At 51.2% G+C, this 15,464-nt stretch carries 14 protein-coding genes; 1 reads left to right on the top strand and 13 read right to left on the bottom strand.

Annotation, left to right across the window (positions count from 1 at the left end):
• Positions 1–137 precede the first annotated feature (137 nt).
• The gene (gene sfsA / locus H8S75_RS18915; RefSeq protein ID WP_187022968.1) at positions 138–950 is read left to right on the top strand and encodes a DNA/RNA nuclease SfsA; all 813 of its coding nucleotides are present in this window, start codon (positions 138–140) and stop codon (positions 948–950) included.
• Here sfsA and H8S75_RS18910 read toward each other — a convergent pair.
• From H8S75_RS18910 to H8S75_RS18850, 13 genes are all read right to left on the bottom strand, one after another.
• Positions 947–1,873 (bottom strand): TPM domain-containing protein, encoded by a 927-nt coding sequence (locus tag H8S75_RS18910; RefSeq protein WP_187022967.1) that lies wholly within the window; start codon positions 1,871–1,873, stop codon positions 947–949. The genes sfsA and H8S75_RS18910 overlap by 4 nt on opposite strands.
• The gene (locus H8S75_RS18905; RefSeq protein ID WP_187022966.1) at positions 1,870–2,955 is read right to left on the bottom strand and encodes a TFIIB-type zinc ribbon-containing protein; all 1,086 of its coding nucleotides are present in this window, start codon (positions 2,953–2,955) and stop codon (positions 1,870–1,872) included. Before H8S75_RS18905 ends, H8S75_RS18910 begins: the two co-directional genes overlap by 4 nt.
• Positions 2,952–4,223, bottom strand: a complete 1,272-nt coding sequence (locus tag H8S75_RS18900) for an SPFH domain-containing protein (protein ID WP_187022965.1) — start codon at positions 4,221–4,223, stop codon at positions 2,952–2,954. The genes H8S75_RS18905 and H8S75_RS18900 overlap by 4 nt, the downstream gene beginning before the upstream one ends.
• 165 nt (positions 4,224–4,388) lie before the next feature.
• Positions 4,389–5,441 (bottom strand): helix-turn-helix domain-containing protein, encoded by a 1,053-nt coding sequence (locus H8S75_RS18895; protein WP_187022964.1) that lies wholly within the window; start codon positions 5,439–5,441, stop codon positions 4,389–4,391.
• Between the two features lie 124 nt (positions 5,442–5,565).
• Positions 5,566–6,396, bottom strand: a complete 831-nt coding sequence (locus H8S75_RS18890) for a deoxyribonuclease IV (protein ID WP_187022963.1) — start codon at positions 6,394–6,396, stop codon at positions 5,566–5,568.
• Positions 6,397–6,590: 194 nt separating this feature from the next.
• Positions 6,591–7,553, bottom strand: coding sequence for an ABC transporter permease (locus tag H8S75_RS18885; RefSeq protein WP_187022962.1), 963 nt, complete (start codon positions 7,551–7,553; stop codon positions 6,591–6,593).
• Entirely contained in the window at positions 7,531–8,493 is a 963-nt protein-coding gene (locus H8S75_RS18880) for an ABC transporter ATP-binding protein (protein ID WP_187023044.1), read from the bottom strand. Before H8S75_RS18880 ends, H8S75_RS18885 begins: the two co-directional genes overlap by 23 nt.
• Positions 8,493–10,985 carry a DUF8725 domain-containing protein gene (locus H8S75_RS18875; RefSeq protein WP_187022961.1) on the bottom strand — a complete coding sequence of 831 codons (2,493 nt, stop codon included), beginning with the start codon at positions 10,983–10,985 and terminating at the stop codon, positions 8,493–8,495. Before H8S75_RS18875 ends, H8S75_RS18880 begins: the two co-directional genes overlap by 1 nt.
• A 7-nt stretch (positions 10,986–10,992) precedes the next feature.
• A complete protein-coding gene (locus H8S75_RS18870) occupies positions 10,993–12,129 on the bottom strand; it encodes a sensor histidine kinase (RefSeq protein ID WP_187022960.1) in 1,137 nt (378 codons plus the stop codon).
• On the bottom strand, positions 12,119–12,826 hold the full coding sequence (locus H8S75_RS18865; RefSeq protein ID WP_002601661.1) for a response regulator transcription factor: 708 nt from the start codon (positions 12,824–12,826) through the stop codon (positions 12,119–12,121). Before H8S75_RS18865 ends, H8S75_RS18870 begins: the two co-directional genes overlap by 11 nt.
• A 122-nt stretch (positions 12,827–12,948) precedes the next feature.
• A complete protein-coding gene (locus H8S75_RS18860) occupies positions 12,949–13,866 on the bottom strand; it encodes a cell wall anchor protein (RefSeq protein ID WP_243270337.1) in 918 nt (305 codons plus the stop codon).
• 53 nt (positions 13,867–13,919) lie between these two features.
• The gene (locus H8S75_RS18855; RefSeq protein ID WP_207729178.1) at positions 13,920–14,267 is read right to left on the bottom strand and encodes a hypothetical protein; all 348 of its coding nucleotides are present in this window, start codon (positions 14,265–14,267) and stop codon (positions 13,920–13,922) included.
• Positions 14,267–15,370, bottom strand: coding sequence for an MFS transporter (locus tag H8S75_RS18850; protein ID WP_187022958.1), 1,104 nt, complete (start codon positions 15,368–15,370; stop codon positions 14,267–14,269). Before H8S75_RS18850 ends, H8S75_RS18855 begins: the two co-directional genes overlap by 1 nt.
• Between the last annotated feature and the right edge of the window lie 94 nt (positions 15,371–15,464).

Below are 15,464 nucleotides of genomic sequence, written 5' to 3'. Positions count from 1 at the left end.
CAGAAACCGCAAAAAAGTTTTCATAGTACGGACATATGTTTTTAGTTTGAGGACATTACATTTCAATTTATTTTTGTCACGTGATGTGGTATGCTAGGAATAGTCTGCGAGGCGTATAGAAAGGATATATTTTAACCATGAGATATGAACATATGATACAGGGTACTTTTATAAGCCGGCCTAACCGCTTTATCGCCCATGTGGCTATCCGGCGAGAGACGGGCGGTGAGGAGGAAACCGTAGTCTGCCATGTAAAAAACACGGGACGGTGCAGAGAGCTGCTTCTGCCGGGCGCTGCGGTAATACTTCAGTTTCATCCGGAGGCCGCGGCACTGGGCAGAAAGACGGAATACTCGCTGATCGGGGTCTTGAAGGAACGAAACGGAGAACTCCTGCTTATCAACATGGATTCCCAGGCTCCGAATCAGGTGGCAGCGGAATGGCTTCATGCCATGGAGCAGGCGCCAACACTGCCGGTGAACGGCTATGACAGTGAAAAGTTTCAGCCGGCGCTCAGACTGGCCAATATTCGCAGGGAGGTCACCTATGGACAATCCCGGTTCGATCTGGCTTTTGATATGGTTTTTGCCTCCTCTTCCGCCTCTGCTTTTCAGAGCTGTACGAAACCTGCCTTTATGGAAGTTAAAGGTGTAACTTTGGAGGAGAACGGCGTCGCCATGTTCCCCGACGCGCCGACCGAGCGGGGCATCAAGCACATTCTGGAACTGGCAGAAGCGGTAAAGGCAGGATATGAGGCCTATGTCCTGTTTGTAATCCAGATGAAGGGAATCCGGGAGTTTACTCCCAATCAAAAAACGCATCCCCAGTTCGGGGATGCGCTGTGCCTGGCCCATGAGGCCGGCGTCCATATTCTTGCTTATGACTGTATCGTGACCGCGGATACTTTAGAAATCGACCGGGCTATACCGGTATTTTTATCCACATACTAAAACTTTCTTCCTCCGCCGCCAAAACTGCGTCCTCCGGAGGAATGAGTCGTACTGCGGCCGGACGAGGACCCACCGCCCCCGGAATGACCGCTGGAAGTATTCTTTGGAATCACAATATGGGTGACGGTCTTATTGACCAGATTATCCGTATTGGCAGAAAAACGGAAGCGGCAGTCTGCCCGGTAGGCTTTTAAGTAATTTTCAGCCTGCCTCCGTTCTTTCTTCATCGCATAGCGGTTCCTGACACCAATGCAGGGGCTTATGGCCGCCAGCAGGGCCACCGCCAGGGCTAACGCGGCCTCTGGCCAGGTTATGCTGCGGTAGACGCTGATTTTACCGGTGTCGCGGTCGTAGTTGTACTGACCGCCCGGTATTCCGGCCGTGTAATATTTGCGGACACCCGCTAAAAATGCTTCGGCACTGGCCGCATAGTCCCCATTCGATGCACCCTCATAGGCGTTATCTAAAATCGTATTCCACCGCTTATCCGTCAAAAAACGGTTCATCGTTCCTACAGGAGCGATATACAGCTCCCGGTTATCCATATCAATCAGGAATATCACACCGCTGTAGTCTTTTCCCGTTCCGAAATTTCCGTTAGTGTAAAAATCTTCACTGTACCTCTCGGCCGACTTTCCACCTGCATCATCCGTGGTGACGATCACCACGTCCATGTTCATGTCTTTCCGCATGGAGGTAATCTCTTCTTCCATGGAACTTTTCTCCGCCTCGCTGAACAGTCCTGCTTGATCGAAGACTCTGGTTTTACCTTCTGCCAGGTCAGAGTTCCCGGAGGCCCAGGCTGTGGACACCATGCAGAATCCAGCCAGAAAGAGAATCGCCGTGGCAAAGAGCAGCAGCCGAAGCAGCTGACTCCCGTTTTTTATGTATACGGATTCACCATTTCTTTGTCGTCTCATCATATCAGATACCCCATCAAAAGCATGAATAAAAAGACCGGGAAGAAAATTTCTGCAAACAGTATCAACAATTTCGTCTTATCAATCGGAAGTTTTCCACAAACTTTTCCCGTTTGTCCATTGACGGTAAAATAGTACATCTCGTTTTTAGCCTGGTCATGATAGGTGAGTGTCCAGACCGGAAGAAGGGCGTATTCCCATTTCTCATCTCTCAGCTGCGCGTCCGATCGGCGAACGCTGACCCGGTCATACGTTCCAACACTTTCTTTTAGGGAATTAAGAGCAAACTGGCGAACCTCGCCGTATACGTCAGCGGAAAAGTCCTGTTCCTCCATATCGCGCCGCTCTGCAACAAAGCCTGACAGATAACCGGGGGTAAAATGTTCCAACTTCTCCATATCATAGGGCAGAACCCCCTCCACCAGCTCTCTGTTTGCCTTTTTTAAAGCATTACGGGTGACATGGCTCACTTCCATGTCGCCTTCCCGGAAAATATCGTATGTCTGGGTCTCTGTATACTGATACCGTCCGCTCACCCAGATTCGCAGCCTGTCGGCCCGGGCCTCCAGCTCTCCTTCCACCCGGCAGCTGTACATCAGATACGGGAAATACACACCGGACATCTTCTGGATCTGGTCCTCTGAATAAAAGGCTTTTGGCACATATCTTTTTTTCTTCATCCACTGGGAAAATATGGCGGTCGCTTTTTCTCTGTCCAGCTGAAAGGGGATGACATAGTCCGGATTATACTCTCCTGACAGCTTTCCGGAAAGAATTACCGGATTGTGACAGTAATAACACATGGTGGCCGCAGTAGTCTCATCGGTTACGATCTCCGCGCCGCAGCTGGGACAGGTGTAAAGGACAGGGGTCCCTTCCATTTTCCGGTCCTCCTGCGTCTCCTCTCCGGCCGTACCGGCGGACGGAAAACCGGTCTGATCGGCCGATGCTTCCGGGCTCAGCCGTTCCAGCTCTTCCTGAGTAAACTCAGACAGACAGTATTCACATGCATATTTCTGTTTGTCAGGATCAAACTGCAGGCCACCGCCGCAGTTCGGACACTTATATGTTATGGTCGCACTCATGGTCTTGGTTTTCCACACTCCGAACAGAATTTTCCATTGTTGGCAGTTCCGCATTCACAGGTCCATGGACCGGTTGGCCGGGGAGCTCCGCATTCCGGGCAGAATTTTCCTGTGTTGACATTTCCACATTTACAGGTCCATGAGTCACCTGACTGGCTTGCTGCCTGTCTGGCCTCAGACGCCTGCTGTACAAAGGACGGGGTTCCGGTTCCCAGTATCGGGCCATTGCCGCCTGCCTGGCCGGCGCCCTGCGTCGGCTGCGCTCCTGCCATCTGGTTCATCTGCATCTGCTGTAAATTCGCATTGGAAGCTGCGCCCATGAAGCCGCCTCCCGCGTTCATACCGACACCCATGCCCATAAAGCCAGCCATGGAGCCGTGCGCATTGCTTCCGGCTGCCTCCATGCCTCTGGCTACCGATCCCTGAACATAGCCTTCCCGCACGCCGGGATCGCTCAGCATAGCTCCCTGGTTTCTCATATTAATCAGATTCTTGGACTCTTCATCATACGAGATGCTGGCAATACCTACAGACTGAATCTCCATGCCTCGTATGGCCTTCCACTGACTGTCCAGAGTATCCGCCATGTAATTGCCCAGCTCTCTGCCCTTGGAAGCCACATAGGATATGCGGATCCCGTCAGCCGACATCTGATTAATGGAGGACTGCAGCGCCTCTAAAAATTCGGACAAATACTGCTCATTGATATCCGTTACCTCGACTCTTGCCTTGTTTTTCGGAATAGCCTCGGCGTAGAATAACAGCGGATCCGTTACCTTGATCGAGTACGTACCGTGGGCACGAAGAAACAGTTCTGCATTATAAAACTGGTCAAAATAGTTAATCGGATTCGGGGTTCCGAACTTGATTCCCTTGATCTCCTGCAGGTTGATAAAATAGACCTTCTGAGACGTAGGAGTTTCGCCGCCGAAACGCACACGGTCAAAGGACTCTTTAAGCGCCTCCCCGAACTGTCCGTTAAACAGGGATGGCAGGGAGGAATTCTTGACGGTATAATATCCCTCTTCCGCGGTGTAATCGATAATCTTGCCTCCATCTACCAGAATCATGAACTGATTGGGGTACACGTGGATGACGGAACCGTCGGAAATCGTATTATCCGTTCCCTTCGTGTTGGACCCTCTGCGGATTTTCACGCCGCTGGTGAAGACTGTCTGATCTCCCATATTACCTGACTCAATGACCTCCAGCCACTGGTCTGCCAGTGAACCGCTGATCGCGGTCGTAACTGCTTTTATAATTCCCATGTTGGTGCCTCCTGTCACGTTTATTAGAATAAAGAATGCGCCTCCTGCCCGGAGGGCTTATTGTGTAATAGGAATACTTTCCTATTATACAATAAATATCCCGATATGAGTATAGTATACCATACCGGGATTCCATCCATCTACAAAATTTTCTATTACGATTTTTTACTTTCGGTACTGCTCGATCAGCTGCCTGAATTCCTCATTGCTCTGAAGGAAGTCGTATTTTGAGCTATTCTCGAATTCGTATAAAATAGGCGGAATGATTTGCTTCGTATAAGTTTCCGGGACACCCTTAACCGGAATATGCCGGAATAAAGGCGAGTTATTCATCTCCCACGGCGTTACCGCCGCCTTCAAAAGTTCTTTGATCATTCTGACGCTCTGTGCCTCATCTTCCCGGTCGAGTGCCGCCTGCAGCGCGATTACCAGCCCGTTATAGTTCCACAGTCCCATTTGCTCCGCAACGGCCTTCCAGCGTTCCCCTATGTCTGTGGCGTCCTCCGGCCGTCCCTCTTTCACTGCAATTTCAGCGAGGCTTAAGAGCACGCCCTCCAGCTCATTCAGCCGCGTGATGAGTGTCTGCTCCATCAGGCGGGCCGCCTCATCAAGCTTTTCCTGCCTGATATAGAGATTCGCCTGGATCTGACGTTTATCCATATGGTTTCTTTCCGGAAGCAAATCCAGCATCTTCTGTGACTTTTCATATTCCATACGAACCATATATTTCGATGCCAGCATAAACCGGGCGCCGGTGGCGACTTTCTCATCACCGCACTCCGCCGCTCGCTCATACAGAGAGAGAATCTCCTCCGCATACTCCTCCCGCTCCTCAGAACACGAACCGTTTATAAACCACGCTCCGTCTAACACCATCGCAGCCCTGTGAATCAGCGGACCGCATGCAGGATATTCCTGTACCTTTTCCCGCACCAGCCTGATACCCGCGCTCATTCCATCCGCGCGGACCGCCTCCGCCACCTCTACACAGAATCCGGCGATCTCCTGTTCCGTCAATTCCTCCTTGAAGCAGAGCAGCGTATTCAAATCCGTTTTCAGCAGACGGGCCAGCGCAGGCAATAACGAAACATCAGGGCAGGTGATCCCTTTTTCCCATTTATTCACGGCTGGCGCAGATACTCCTAAATACTCCGCAACCTTCTCCTGGGTCAGTCCCAGTTCTTTTCGTTTTTCACGTATTACCGCATTCATTGCCATACATAATCCCTCCTGTTTTCTATGAAGAAGGGCCCTTCATGGTCTTATTATAGCAGGCTTCGAACTGGTATACAATTGAGTGTCTTTTAATTCATGGTTTTGTTTTTTAACTATAAGTTATTTTTTATCTGCTTGCCTCTCTCATGACTGCAATCTCCCTGGCATACCCGGGAAGCTCATTCGGTGTCTCTAAATAAAACGGCAGATCTTTTAAAGCCGGATGCGTTACCACGCGCTTCAGCGCTTCCTCCCCAATACAGCCTTCCCCGATCTTCGCATGGCGGTCCTTATGGGCACCCAGCGGATTCAGACTGTCATTTAAATGAATGGCCTTCAGCTTTTCCAGACCGATGATCTTGTCAAACTTCCCAATGACGCCCTCCAAATCATTTACAATATCATAACCTCCGTCCCACACATGGCATGTATCGAGGCAGACGCCCATGCGTTCCTTACACTCCACACGGTCTAATATCTCCCGCAGTTCTTCGAATTCACGGCCCACCTCGCTTCCTTTCCCGGACATGGTTTCAAGGAGAACCGTAGTACGCTGCTCCGGTTTCAAAATCTGGTTCAGCATATCCGCAATGAACGCGATCCCCGCCTCTGCCCCCTGTCCCACATGGCTTCCCGGATGGAAATTATAGCAGTTGCCGGGCGTATACTCCATACGCCTCAAGTCATCCGCCATCGTATCTCTCGCAAGCTCTCGCAGATGCTCATCCGCAGAGCAGGCGTTCAGCGTATAAGGAGCGTGGGCCAGGATCCGCTCGATCCCGTTCTCCTTGGCAAATGCCAGGAACCGTTCCACGTCATTTTCATCGATGGCCTTCGCCTTCGTTCCCCGCGGATTCCTGGTAAAAAACTGAAACGTATTTGCATCAATCTTCACAGCCTCTTTTCCCATGGCAAGATAACCTTTCGAAGATGATAAATGACATCCAATTGTCAGCATATGTTTTCTCCTCTTATTTTTTAAATTTTGCAGAGAGCGTGTCCGGCCAATCCCTGATATTCCCGCATTCTGCAATCTGGATACAAGCTATAAAAATGAACGCGGCCAGCGGACACACGTATTTTGTGTCCAACAGCCACGTTCAAAGTCTTTATTTGCAGGGAATGAGCCAAACCGTGACACGGCGCTTCGCCTTAAGACTGGCCGCCAGCCGCCGGAACACTCACCCCCACCTTACTCTTTACCTTCTGCTGTTTTACCGGTTTTCTCTTGACCGGATTGATGGCGCGAATAGCGACCAGCAGGAAGATCGCAGACAGAGCCAGCTGGATGATGATGCTTATGACCACCCAGTAATTCATGATGAAATTCTCCGGATGCGGGCCAAACCATCGGCTTAAGCTTCCGGTGACCTGGTTATCTCCTGCCTGACCGTTAATCATCACGTAAAATGTGGCGACTGGATTCAGGAGCAGCAGATATAAGAATCCGCCGGAATTCGCCTGCTCCGTCATGGAACCAACCGAGCTTATGTAGGTGTTGTTCATGTTCATGCGGGCGATGGAAAGTGCAAACACGTTAACCGCATACGTTCCCGCCGCAATCAGTATCAGAATACCGTAGGTTACCACCGTCGCAATGGTGGAACGCTTGAAAATGGCCGAGAAACAGATTCCCATGCTCCCAGTGAGCAGTGCTACCGCCACATAACACAGGAGAAGCAGGCAGACGTCATAAAACGTGATGCCGCCGTATACAAAGGACACGGCCAGCAGCGGAAAGCTGGATACGATCAGAATAAACATGGTCGAAAAGGATGCGCTCAGCTTTCCCAATATAATCTCCGACGGCTTCATCGTCGTTGTCAGCATCAAATCCAGCGTCTGACGCTCCCGCTCTCCGCTGACGCTTCCGGCAGTCAGAGCCGGCATGATGAACATCAGCATGACGAACTCTACCACGCTTACAAATACATACAGATTCAGGAAGGAGGAGTACTGGATCTCCGCCGTTATCTTTACTCTCGCAACCACGGAATACATGTTAAGCAGGGCCACCAGGGCCAGAATTCCGTTAAACACCATGATGATCAGTGCCAGCCTGAAGCTTCTGGAGCTGACCGTGGTCTCTCTTTTATATACCGGATTCATTTTCATGTACTAACACCGCCTTTTCTACATCGTGGTCAGTTATCTGCATAAATAAGGATTCCAGGCTTCCCGGTTCACGGATAAACCCGTGCACCATCACTTCCGCATCCACCAGCTGCTGAAGCAGAACCGCCTCATCCTCCTCGTCCCCGACGAACTGGACCATGATATTGCCTTCCTTTACGGAAATGGTCTGTACGCAGGGCTGGCTCTTTAAAATCGTCAGCGCCTTCTCCTTGCTCCCCAGAATGGAAATGATCAGCGGATTTGAGGTATTAACCCGGCGCAGGATCGCTTCCATGCTGCCGCTTAAGACCATCTTTCCCTGATCGATGATCCCGATGTCCGTACAGAGTTCGGAAAGCTCGGAGAGGACATGGGAGCTGATCAGGATCGTCTTTCCCTGCTCCCGCAGTTCTTTTAGGATCTCCTTGAATTCAAACCGGGTTCTCGGATCCAGTCCGGAGGTCGGCTCATCCATGACGAGAAGGGACGGATCGTGGATCAGCGCCCTGGCGAGGCACAGCCTCTGCTTCATACCGCGGGATAAGCCGTCCACATAGAAATTCACCTTGTCTTCCAGTCCAACCTGTTCCAGAAGCGTCATATAACGCGTTCTCGCCTTTAATCCGCCTATTCCATAGCAGGAGGCGAAAAACTCCATGTATTCACTGACCTTTAAATTGTCGTATACGCCGAAGAAATCCGGCACATATCCGATTTTAAGCTTCAGCTGGGACAGGCCGCCGGTTACATTCACACCGTCGATCAGCACCTGCCCCTCGTCCGCCTCTAAAAGTCCGGTCATAATCTTGATGGTTGTCGTCTTTCCGGCTCCGTTGGGCCCCACGAATCCGTATAGCGCTCCATCGCCGATGTCCATGTCCAGGCCGTTCAGCGCATAAAATTTTCCAAATGTCTTTTTTAAGTTTCTGATCTCCAGCATCATTTATCCTTTCCCATGACGGTCAGCATCGGCAGTGTCACCCAGCTGTAATCCGTGTTGTTGTCAAAGATATATTTGATTGTCATCGTATTTCCAGGAGACAGATAAGGCTCCAGTTCATCTGCAGCGTAGACGCTCTTTCCGGTATCCATCAGATCGTAAATTCCCGTATCGTGATTGTAGAAATAGAGGCTTCCGCTGAACATAGACAATCCATTGTTCTTCTCACCTTCCAGGAATTCATCCGAAATCTTTTCAAATGTCAGGCTCTCCACCTCGATGTCATTCCCCAGGGAGTACTCTAAAATCGTCGGGTCCATGCCGTAGACAGAGTTGCTGGCCGCGTAATACTGGCCGCTCACGACGTGAGGCGCCTTCATCAGAGCCGAACGGCAGGTATAGCCGTTCTTCTTCGTGCTGATATCCAGGGCAGAGGTGAACATGGTCATGCCGTAGGTATCGAAGTCACCCTTTGCCAGGAAGTTGCTGTCAGACTGCTCTCTGCTGAACGCCACGATCCGCGCCTCCGGACTGTAGACAGAGGCATACGTGTCGAGGTAGAAGCCCAGGATGTTTGCCCGGGAAAGTGCCAGCATGTAGTTCTCATCCTCGATATCCGGCTTCTCATACTGATAGCCCCCCGTCACACGCTCCGCAATTAAATAGGAGCTGTTCAGCGGATAATTGATGACCTTCAGACCGTCCAGCGACATCGTTTCTCCCGGCCCCAGTTCATCGATCACGATCATCTGGCCGAACATCATCACTCCTACCTTTTCCACCGGGAACGAGTACCGGTTCGTCACGGTACCGCTTATCTGGCCGTCAAACAGAGTGACATTCCCCGTAAGTCCCTGGTGCTCGGTGTTGGGACTCTTCTTCACAAGCGAGAAATATTTGGGAGTGAAGGCAACCACGTTCTGAGCAGATATCTTTGTCTCATTCAACCCGTACTCGACCCGCACCCTGCTCTCCTCCGTGCCTGTAAACTTGGGCACCGGCGTCATATCATAATAATAGCTTCTGGTTATGGGAAGCAGGTCATAGCCCGGATCCAGTGAAACCGCGTACGGTTTGTTATACGGAGTCCGTATGTTGATGTAGGTATATTCATCGATGGATTTCTCCGACGTATCCAGAATCGTGGCGTAGGTGAAGAACGTATTCTTAAACCGGGTTCCGACTCCCATAAGGTAGATGACCGCCGCAAAGGTAAGGGACAGAACGACCGCCCCCGTCCGGTAAAATCTTCTCCGCTCCTGCTTCTTTAACAGCAGGTAAAGCCCCGGTCCTACCAGAATGATATAACCGAGAATCACAATCACATACAGCGGCATATTCGGAAGCTTATCTACATTGCCTGTATTCAAAATGCCCTGAACCGACCAGTATTTGCTGGAATTGCCGTAATAGAGATAGGAGGATAAGTTGTTCAGCTTATCTTCTCCCAAAAGCGCAGTCAGAAGCTTATCCACGTAGGAACGCTGTGTCTCACAGAAGTCCGAGATATCCACGAAGTCATAGGCGGCGACTCCCACCAGTCCCTTTCCTTTCGGAGTCGATGTGAGAACCGGAAACTCGTCATTGGCCAGCACTTCAGTGCCGCCCTTTAACGAGATGTCGGCGCAGGTCAGATTGATAAAGGAATCTCCCGGGCCGTCGGTGGCATATTCCACGCCCATATCCACGGAACGCACATCCGGCGTGGGAAATGCCGTCTCGACAATCTCCTCACGGAACGCCGCCAGCGTATCATTGGCGCGGCCGCCGGTTCCGATTAACAGCGTTCCGCCCCCTCTGACCCACTCCCAGACAGCGTCAGTCTGGCTGTCTGAAAGCTTTCTCGTATCGTAATCCGTGATCAGCAGTACATCCAGCAGATCCATCCCGACAGCCTTATCCGGCATGGTATCCGCCGTCAGATTAAATGTCTTCGTCCTGACCGAGCTGTAATTGACGCCCACACCGTTTAAATAGTTCAAGCTGTCCGGAGAATCGGAAAGGATGCCCACATACAGCTCTGCGACTTCGCGGCTCACATTGATTCTCAGACGTTTGCGTACAAGCTCCGTGCCATTTCCATCGAACAGCTTTACATACAGAATCTCACCTCTGCCTGCCGGAATGTCCAGGGTCTTCTCCAGGTTCTCCCCTGCGGACAGGGTCAGCGGGTAATCGTAATCATAAATCTCATAATCGGACTCCATTGCCTGGATTCGAAGAGTCCCTTCAAACGCCTTCTGCTCCTGATTGGCCAGGGATATCTGAACCGGCACATAGCGGCCGCTCTTGGCCGCCCCGTCATATCCGTAAGTCACGTCCATCACGACCGGTGACGACGCCAGATAAATATCGGACTCGGTATTTAAGTTGTTCGCCGGCTCTGTCATATTCTGCGCAGCATAGGCATTTACACAGGAGGCAGGCAGTAAAACACTGCCTGCCATGCTCAGTATCACCGCCCATACGAGGGTATTTTTTCTGAATCTCATACTTTTGTCATCCTATCTTTCCAAAGTTTTCCTTGTTAACGTCAAAATTCACTTTCAGTTTCACCGTAAATACCGTACCGGATAAATCGCTGGTCACGGTGATCGAACCGCCGTGCATATCCACGATATTCTTCGAGATGGCAAGGCCAAGTCCGGTTCCCCCCGTGTTGGTGGAACGGGACTGCTCCACACGGTAAAACTTGTTAAAGATAAGCGGCAGTTCATCCGCCGGGATCACATAGCCATAGTTGATAACAGAAACCGTGACAATCTCATCATCCGCGTGCAGCTTCACCATGATCCGTTTTCCATCCGCGCCGTATTTGATGGCGTTGTTAATCAGATTATCGAAAAGCCGGGCCAGCAGATTCCCATCTGCAGTAATCACCTTGACGGGGACGTTGCTCTGAAGTTCATACGATAAATTCTTGTCTACAAAACTGGGATAGAACTCTTCCAGCAGCTGGCTCAGCAGTTTCACCACATCCACCTGGCCAACATGCATGGAAAGCTTTCCGTAATTCATCTTTGTAAACCCAAATAAGTCTTCAATCAGCTTCTCCAGACGCTTCGTCTTCACATATGCGATATTTATGTACTTTTTCTGTATCTCCGGTTCCAGCTTCACGTCGCCGGAAAGCAGCTCTAAGTAACCGATAATGGAGGTAAGCGGAGTCCGCAGGTCATGGGCCACGTTGGTAATCAGCTCATTCTTCGTCCGCTCGGACTCTCTCTCCTTATCCATCAGCTCCTTTAAGTCTTCTACCATCTTATTTAAGTTGGCAGCCATGGAAGAGAACTCGTCGTCTCCTTCCACCTCCACCGTAACGTTCAAATCCCCTTCGGAAATGTTCTGCATGGCATCGGAAATCTTCGTGATATAGCGGAGCGACTTTTCCTGAAGAATCATGAAAGTGACAGTAAAGACAAGGATACCAAAGAGCACATACATCAGAATAACCACCACGTCAAAGGAGACGAGAATCGATATAAAGAAATTATCGATTCCCGCATTGTCCATATAGGTGGCGATCAGAGATACGTTGGTAACGAGAAAGACCTCGATCAGGACGGTAACGACCGCGCTGTAAAAAATATTTGTTATCACACGGGTGCGGAAGCGCCGGTTCATATCATTTTTCAATTTTGTATCCTACCCCCCACACTGTGGTGATAATCTTATTCTGCCTTGTGTCTTCCTTCATCTTGCCGCGCAGACGTCTGATATGTACCATGACCGTGTTATTGGCCTCATATACCTTTTCATTCCACACCTTCTCGAATATCTCATCCGTGCTGAACACACGGCCCGGATTGGACGCCAGAAGATAGAGGATATCGAATTCAATCGGGGTCAGCTTGATCTCTTCCCCGTAAACGGTCACTTTGTGGTTGTCTTTGTTGATAATCAGTCCGCGGATGGTAATCTCGTTGCCCGCCTTCTCATTCACCGCACTGTTGGGGTTTAACTGGGTGTAGCGGCGCAGCTGGGACTTCACACGGGCCGTCAGCTCCAGCGGGTTAAACGGTTTCGTCACGTAGTCATCGGCTCCCGTTCCCAGTCCCATGATCTTGTCTAAATCGGTGGACTTGGCGCTCAGCATGATGATCGGTATGTTGTTTGTCTCTCTGATCTTTCTGCACATCTCCATCCCGTCCATGCCCGGCATCATAATATCGAGCAGAACCAGATGGATCTCATTTTTATCCAGAATATCCAATCCGTCCATGGCGTTATTAGCCTTAAATACTTTATATCCGTCACTGACCAGATAGATCTCTACCAGCTCAGCAATCTCTTTTTCATCATCTACCACCAGAATGTTCGTAGTTTCTGACATGAAAAATACCTCCCTTGTGTTATTTCAGCTTTAGTCTGTTTCCATTCTACCACAAGAAAGGTATCTTTGCTTTACTATTTTCTTACAAAATTACCATGGAATTTCCTACTCCTGCGGCCTTTTTAAGATTCTTTCCGCCCGCCGTCCGCCGTTTTTTCCTCAGCCCTCTTTTTAACCGCCATAAATCGGATTACGAGCGCGGTCAGGACAATGGTCAGGACGATCAGCCCCGCCACGGTGAGGGGCAGTCCCAGGCCGGATCTGCCTGTCTTTGGAAGGCTTTCCAGCGTTTTACGATCTGCTGGAGGGATAAGTTTCGGTTTTTCCTGCGGTTTCAACTCCGGATTTGCCTCACCCGGATCGCTTAAGTTAATCCAGAAATTCCTATAGCCGAAATAATAGCCCGAATGGCCCCAAATATCTCCGCCCGGATCCTGGTACGTCTGATCGATGGATATCTCACTCTCCATGGATTCCAGCGTTCCGTATGAAATCTCCGAGCCTGGATATTCCCAGAGATAGATGGTCCCCGTATCCGGCATGACCACCTTTGGCGCCGCACCCTCATCCGTCTCCTGAATCTCTGCCCTGTGCTCTTCGGCAAAGCTGTAACCGTCGTATACACTTAAGAGTTCTTCCATCTTAATCCAGCCCACGGTGGCGCCCTCATCCCAGCTGTAGTCTTCCGCCGGCTGTCCTTCGTCATTTAAAACGTACTGGACCAGTCCCCATTTCCCGGACATGCCCTTGTCATACGTCATGGACACGTACAGAACAGGGCCATTGGCAAGGATATCAAGGACATTTCTCTTCTCGGGACTCTCCATGACCGTCACATATCCGTCGGCGCCATTGGCGTAATAACGGCGTCCCTCGTAATCGCAGTCTTCGTAATGCTGGTCGTAAAAAGAATCGTCCGGCGTCCAGATCACATCGGCTGCCGCTCTCTTTCCCGGCGTCAGCAGCAGTAACGCCGCCAGAGCCAGAAGGAATACGGCTGCCTCCCGGATAGGTCTTAATGTTCCAATCTCTATTTTCATAATCTCCGCCTCGCTTTCTGCTTCACTTAATCTGATTCATCTCTGTCCGACGCTTAAATGTATCGTGTAATCATCGCTCCCAACGTAAAGGAAAACAGGTTCGCGCCAATCGAAAAGAGCCAGGGATGCCGTATGTTCCCTGCCGCGGCCTTATAGCACACCGCTTCCACTGCAATTGCCGCCGCCTCCAGTCCTACAGTAATTACGGTACGGTTCCAGCCCAGATACAGACAGTTCACATAGTAGAGAAATACCACAGCCGGATTCGTCAGCAGATTAACCAGTAAAACCAGCAGCATATCCCATCGGTCCCGCACACCGGCCAGCCAGCCGAAGCCTTCCTCCAAAGCAGCCGTAAGCCCCAGCGACACCAGCAGAACGGGAACAATCCACAGCCCCATCACTCCGCCACCTGCTTAAGTCCCCAGCCCAGAAGCAGCAGGGACACCACCGCCATGAGAGCCATACCGACCGGAGAGGAGGCATTTCCCGCCATAAACCGGATGCCGGACTGTACCGGGCCTCCGACGCTGCTTCCGCCGAGCCGGGCCGGGCAAAATCCCACAAAAAGGCCGAATGTCAGCAGACCGAAGCCAAAGCCCTTCGCCCCCAGAAATACCTTTGAAACAGCCCACAGGGTCAGCGGCATGGACATATTCCAGAAAAATACTGCCAGAATCCCCGCAGCCGGATAAACCAGGCAGAGAAATCCCACCGCAGCCGCGCACATGGAACGGAAGGCAGTTCTCTGAATGCTCAACTTATCGGCTAAAACGCCTCCCGCCATCTTTCCAAGCACAACAGCACCAGCCAGAATGAAACCGCTTCCCGCCAGTGTATCTTTCCATGGGAAATTCTGTATCATACCGGAGTAGGACCGCAGAATCACTGCCGCCAGGAAACAGGCAGCCGCCATCAGTGTCCTGCCTGACGGCACAGAGCTGGACGGCATCGAGCTTGACGGCACAGAGCTTGACGGCACAGAGAAGGAAAACGGCGCATTGCCGGATGTAAGCCACAGCTTCTCTCTTCCCGCAGCCGCGCGGATCACCACCGCCGAAAGAATCAAAAGACCGCCGATCCACACAGCCGCCTCCGTTCCGGCCCGGCCGAGCATGGTTCCCAGAAATATCCCCAGCGCGCCGGGAGCCACAAAGATTCCCAGCGGAGCCGCTTTCCTCTCGCTGCGGTTCAGGACATCGATCCCGCCGCCCACATGAAAGCAGGCGTTGCCAATTCCGGCCACAACGGCAGCTCCGGCCGGAAATCCCGCGATTCCGAGCAGCAGCCCGGCCAGAACACCGGCACAGCCTCCCACAGCCACACAGCTGTTGCGGTCCAACCGGTCGGCCGCCGCCCCGATCGGCATCTGCAGGGCAAACGCGCAGAAATTATAAAGAAGCAGCCATAAGTACCACTGCTCTCCTCCCAACACATATGTGTAAACCAGAAAGGCGCAGGATAAGTCCACCGCCATATGTACAAGAGCATAAATCCCTGTCATAGACCTCCCACCGCCTTTCCTCTGTTGATTTCTTCGTTATAAACTCATTCTATCATTTTACCCTCGCAATATCTTTACTTTTTTCCTAATATTT

The organism is Hungatella hominis (genome assembly GCF_014288005.1).
Classification (GTDB): Bacteria; Bacillota; Clostridia; order Lachnospirales; family Lachnospiraceae; genus Hungatella; species Hungatella effluvii.
This window is presented reverse-complemented; position numbering and strand designations above follow the sequence as displayed.

Coding starts and splice junctions, on each gene's coding strand:
- sfsA (WP_187022968.1), top strand. CDS start 138: ATGAGATATGAACATATGATACAGGGTACTTTTATAAGCCGGCCTAAC.
- H8S75_RS18910 (WP_187022967.1), bottom strand. CDS start 1,873: ATGATGAGACGACAAAGAAATGGTGAATCCGTATACATAAAAAACGGG.
- H8S75_RS18905 (WP_187022966.1), bottom strand. CDS start 2,955: ATGAGTGCGACCATAACATATAAGTGTCCGAACTGCGGCGGTGGCCTG.
- H8S75_RS18900 (WP_187022965.1), bottom strand. CDS start 4,223: ATGGGAATTATAAAAGCAGTTACGACCGCGATCAGCGGTTCACTGGCA.
- H8S75_RS18895 (WP_187022964.1), bottom strand. CDS start 5,441: ATGGCAATGAATGCGGTAATACGTGAAAAACGAAAAGAACTGGGACTG.
- H8S75_RS18890 (WP_187022963.1), bottom strand. CDS start 6,396: ATGCTGACAATTGGATGTCATTTATCATCTTCGAAAGGTTATCTTGCC.
- H8S75_RS18885 (WP_187022962.1), bottom strand. CDS start 7,553: ATGAAAATGAATCCGGTATATAAAAGAGAGACCACGGTCAGCTCCAGA.
- H8S75_RS18880 (WP_187023044.1), bottom strand. CDS start 8,493: ATGCTGGAGATCAGAAACTTAAAAAAGACATTTGGAAAATTTTATGCG.
- H8S75_RS18875 (WP_187022961.1), bottom strand. CDS start 10,985: ATGAGATTCAGAAAAAATACCCTCGTATGGGCGGTGATACTGAGCATG.
- H8S75_RS18865 (WP_002601661.1), bottom strand. CDS start 12,826: ATGTCAGAAACTACGAACATTCTGGTGGTAGATGATGAAAAAGAGATT.
- H8S75_RS18860 (WP_243270337.1), bottom strand. CDS start 13,866: ATGAAAATAGAGATTGGAACATTAAGACCTATCCGGGAGGCAGCCGTA.
- H8S75_RS18855 (WP_207729178.1), bottom strand. CDS start 14,267: ATGGGGCTGTGGATTGTTCCCGTTCTGCTGGTGTCGCTGGGGCTTACG.
- H8S75_RS18850 (WP_187022958.1), bottom strand. CDS start 15,370: ATGACAGGGATTTATGCTCTTGTACATATGGCGGTGGACTTATCCTGC.